The following is a 4,249-nucleotide window of genomic DNA, read 5'->3' on the forward strand; positions in this document are numbered from 1 at the left end:
AGAATGCGGAGCACTGTTATCAGACTTTTTCAGGAATCTGCGAGAAAAAAAGAAGCTGAAAAAGAGACAGGCAAAAGAGGAACTGGAACAGCATACAGGAATTGACAGGGGATAAGCATTGCTTTTTAGTCCGTGAGTTAGTATACTATGTATGTGTCCTTGAGACACACCTAAATAAGGTTTCAATTTTGCCGTGCTAGTCGGGGAGGTAGCGGTGCCCTGTACCCGCAATCCGCTCTAGCGGGGATGAATCCCTTCCTGAGGCTGATTTACTGTAGGGTCTGCCTTAAGCAAGTGGTGTTGACGCCCGGGTCCTGCGCAATGGGAATCCATGAACCATGTCAGGTCCGGAAGGAAGCAGCATTAAGTGGACGCTCCCATGTGCCGCAGGGTTGCCTGGGCCGAGCTAACTGCTTAAGTAACGCTTATGGTATTCAGTCGACGGAAGGTGCGCGGCAGTTAAATATGATACATTCAACTCATCTCTTTAACGGAGATGAGTTTTTTGTCGTTTTAAAAAGCTTAAAAACTTCCTTTGGTAAAAGTGAAATTGAAAGTTATTTGCGTTATAATAGATAAGATAATAAAAGGAAGGGAGCGGTGTCATTGGCCTACCAAGCTTTATATCGTGTCTGGCGTCCACAACAGTTCATTGATGTGGTCGGGCAGGAACATGTCACAACGACACTGCAAAACGCTCTGCTTCAACAAAAAATATCACATGCCTATCTTTTCTCCGGACCCAGGGGGACTGGGAAAACGAGTGCTGCGAAGATTTTGGCAAAAGCGGTAAACTGTGAAAAAGCTCCAACGGCCGAGCCTTGCAATGAATGCGATGCTTGCCGTGGAATCACTGATGGGTCGATTCCTGATGTCATTGAAATCGATGCTGCTTCAAATAACGGTGTCGAAGAAATCAGGGATATCCGCGATAAGGTAAAGTATGCGCCGAACGTCGTGAAGTATAAAGTATATATCATTGACGAAGTGCATATGCTTTCCATCGGAGCGTTCAACGCCTTGCTGAAAACCCTTGAAGAGCCTCCAAAGCATGTCATCTTTATCCTCGCTACAACTGAGCCCCATAAGATTCCACTCACAATCATTTCACGATGCCAGCGATTTGATTTTAAGAGGATCACTGCTCAGGCAATCGTTGGCAGGATGAAGCAAATTGTTGAGGAATCTGGAGTGGATTGCGATGATAAAGCCCTGCAGATCATTTCCAGGGCTGCAGAAGGCGGAATGCGTGATGCCTTAAGTCTGCTTGATCAAGCTATATCATTCAGTCAGGATACAGTAACAATCGAAGATGCACTCACGGTAACAGGTACTGTATCACAGAATTTCCTGAACCAGCTAGCCAGAGCGATTCATGAACGAAATGCGGCAGCTGGGTTGGAAGCTTTGGAAGAACTGCTTTTACAAGGGAAGGATCCAGCGAGGTTCATAGAGGACCTGATATTCTTCTACCGCGATATGCTTCTGTACAAGGCAGCGCCAGCGCTCGAGGAATCTATGGAGCGAGTAATGCTGGACGAGGATTTCCAGGAGCTTGCCAATCAGGTTGAGCCAGCTCAGATCTATGAATTGATCGAAGTCTTGAATAAAGCACAGCAAGAAATGCGTTGGACAAACCATCCCCGTATCTTCCTTGAGGTAGCGATCGTCAAGCTATGCCAGCTGGAAAATCAAAATCCGTCCAGCAATGTTCAGGTTGAACCATTGCTAAGAAGAATCGAGCAGCTCGAGGAAAAATTGGTACAGTTCCAGCAGAATCCTGGGATGGCGGCAAGCGAACCGGCTGCGGCTGCGAAAAAAGCGCCTCGTTCGAACCGAAAAGGCTTCCAGGCGCCGACCGGAAAGATTAATGAGGTCCTGAAAAGTGCTACCAAGACAAATCTCCATACGATTAAGGGACGTTGGGGAGACCTGCTCGAAATGCTTGCCGCGAACCAAATGCGTTCACAGGCTGCATTATTGAACGAAGCGGAACCAGTGGCTGCATCTGATGAGGCAGTCGTGATAAAATTCAAATATGAGATTCACTGTCAGATGGCAATGGAAAACACCAGGTTCATTGAAACTGTCAGCGGTGCGATGAATGATTACACCGGTAAAAGGATGCAGGTAATTGGTGTGCCGGAAGATCAGTGGCTTAAAATAAGGGAAAACTTTATCAGCCAGAGAGGCGATGGAGCAACGGAAGGGCAAGCTAATACAACCGAAGACCCGCTGATTGCTGAAGCTAAAAAATTATTTGGCGATGAATTAATACAAATACAAGATTAAATTTGGAGGTACGTTTACATGATGCGAGGAAATGGTAATATGCAAAATATGATGAAGCAAATGCAGAAAATGCAAAAGAAGATGGAAGAAGCTCAAGTACAATTAGGAGAAGAGAAAATTGAAGGTACTGCAGGTGGCGGTATGGTAACGGTCATCGTTACAGGCCATAAGGAGATTGTAGATGTACAGATTAAGCAGGAAGTTGTTGATCCTGATGATGTGGAAATGCTTCAAGACCTAGTCCTTGCTGCAACGAATGATGCGTTGAAAAAAGCAGAAGAATTAACCAATAAGACAATGGGCCAATTTACAAAGGGCATGAACCTTCCTGGGGGAATGTTCTAGGAGGAATATAACAGAATGCATTATCCTGAACCAATATCAAAGCTGATCGACAGCTTTATGAAATTGCCAGGTATCGGCCCGAAAACGGCCGCACGTCTGGCTTTTTTCGTATTAAGCATGAAGGAAGAAACTGTTTTGGATTTCGCTAAGGCATTGGTCAACGCTAAGCGCAATCTTTCGTATTGCTCTGTCTGTGGTCATATAACCGACCAGGATCCTTGCTATATTTGTGAAGACCAGCGCCGCGACCGCAGTGTGGTCTGCGTGGTTCAGGATCCTAAGGACGTAATTGCGATGGAAAAGATGAAGGAGTTCAATGGTCTCTATCATGTACTTCATGGTGCAATTTCTCCTATGGATGGAATAGGACCAGAAGATATCAATATTCCCGACCTACTAAAGAGACTTCAGGATGAAACTGTCCAGGAAGTCATACTAGCAACAAACCCGAATATCGAAGGGGAAGCAACAGCCATGTATATATCAAGGCTGCTGAAGCCGTCAGGAATCAAGATTACAAGGATCGCGCACGGACTGCCGGTCGGCGGGGATCTTGAATACGCGGATGAAGTAACCCTTTCTAAAGCATTAGAAGGGCGTCGGGAAGTTTAACTCCATTTATAAGAAGAAACTCTACTGGAGGAGAGTCATGTTATTTCGTAAAAAGAAATGGCTTAGAAAAGAATTCGACCATAAACTATTGGAACAGCTGGACAGCATGAAGAGGAACTGGAACAATCAAAAGCTATTGGTTGAAAGAAGCTTCGATCCATCAGAAGAGTTTATCACTGAAGCAAAAATTGCCGAAGCCAAGTACTTCTTTCTTTTTAAAGAAGCAAAGCATAGAAAAATCACCATCAAGACGAAATGATGTTTTTTCCATACAATAAGGTCTTATTTTAATAACTTGTACATAAAAATGTACAAGACATTGAAGTAAGGGGGAAGAGTATGGATCCTATAGTTGTCATATCGATCCTTGGTGGATTGATCTTATTGCTGCTCATAATAGGTGCACCGACAAAACCGCTTCGTTTTATAGGTCAGAGTGCAGTGAAGATCTTGATTGGAGCCATCTTTTTATTTTTTCTTAACGCGTTCGGGACCAGCTTCGGCATTTATGTGCCAATCAATATTGCGACCGCGGCAGTTTCGGGTCTGTTAGGAATACCTGGTGTGTTTGCGTTGGTAGCCATTCAAACCTGGATTATATAAAGAAGGAACGCCGCTTTTGAAGCGGCGTTTTATTTTTTTGCAAAAAGCTATTGACCAAGCAAGCTGAAGTTGTTATTATATTAAACGTTGCTGTTGAACGGCAGTTAATAACTTTTTAAAAAAGTGTTGACGAAACAACGACAGCATGATATATTATTTAAGTCGCCTACGGGTGACGCAGAAAAATTGCTCTTTGAAAACTAAACAAACAAGCGTCAACAAACAATAAATTATCATGGCTTCTATTATAGAAGAACATGAGCCAACGTTTTAACTTTATGAGCTAACTCATAACTCTTTCTTGGAGAGTTTGATCCTGGCTCAGGACGAACGCTGGCGGCGTGCCTAATACATGCAAGTCGAGCGGATCTTCATTAGCTTGCTTTTGAAGATCAGC

At 44.0% G+C, this 4,249-nt stretch carries 5 protein-coding genes, 1 rRNA gene and 1 other RNA gene; all 7 read left to right on the forward strand.

Annotated elements, in window-relative coordinates; all coding sequences use genetic code 11:
• Positions 1-191 precede the first annotated feature (191 nt).
• Positions 192-456, forward strand: an RNA gene (gene ffs / locus ACH0QE_RS18530) — signal recognition particle sRNA large type.
• A 150-nt stretch (positions 457-606) separates the two neighbouring features.
• Positions 607-2,292, forward strand: coding sequence for a DNA polymerase III subunit gamma/tau (gene dnaX / locus ACH0QE_RS18535; protein ID WP_415801966.1), 1,686 nt, complete (start codon positions 607-609; stop codon positions 2,290-2,292).
• An 18-nt stretch (positions 2,293-2,310) separates the two neighbouring features.
• Entirely contained in the window at positions 2,311-2,637 is a 327-nt protein-coding gene (locus tag ACH0QE_RS18540; RefSeq protein ID WP_041968097.1) for a YbaB/EbfC family nucleoid-associated protein, read from the forward strand.
• A 15-nt stretch (positions 2,638-2,652) separates the two neighbouring features.
• A complete protein-coding gene (recR, locus tag ACH0QE_RS18545; RefSeq protein WP_415801967.1) occupies positions 2,653-3,249 on the forward strand; it encodes a recombination mediator RecR in 597 nt (198 codons plus the stop codon).
• A 37-nt stretch (positions 3,250-3,286) separates the two neighbouring features.
• Positions 3,287-3,508 (forward strand): YaaL family protein, encoded by a 222-nt coding sequence (locus ACH0QE_RS18550; RefSeq protein WP_102264773.1) that lies wholly within the window; start codon positions 3,287-3,289, stop codon positions 3,506-3,508.
• Positions 3,509-3,588: 80 nt separating this feature from the next.
• A complete protein-coding gene (locus ACH0QE_RS18555) occupies positions 3,589-3,852 on the forward strand; it encodes a pro-sigmaK processing inhibitor BofA family protein (RefSeq protein WP_415801968.1) in 264 nt (87 codons plus the stop codon).
• A 298-nt stretch (positions 3,853-4,150) separates the two neighbouring features.
• Positions 4,151-4,249 (forward strand): 16S ribosomal RNA (locus ACH0QE_RS18560); the annotation flags it as partial.

This window comes from Mesobacillus sp. (genome assembly GCF_047739415.1).
Lineage (GTDB): Bacteria > Bacillota > Bacilli > Bacillales > Cytobacillaceae > Mesobacillus.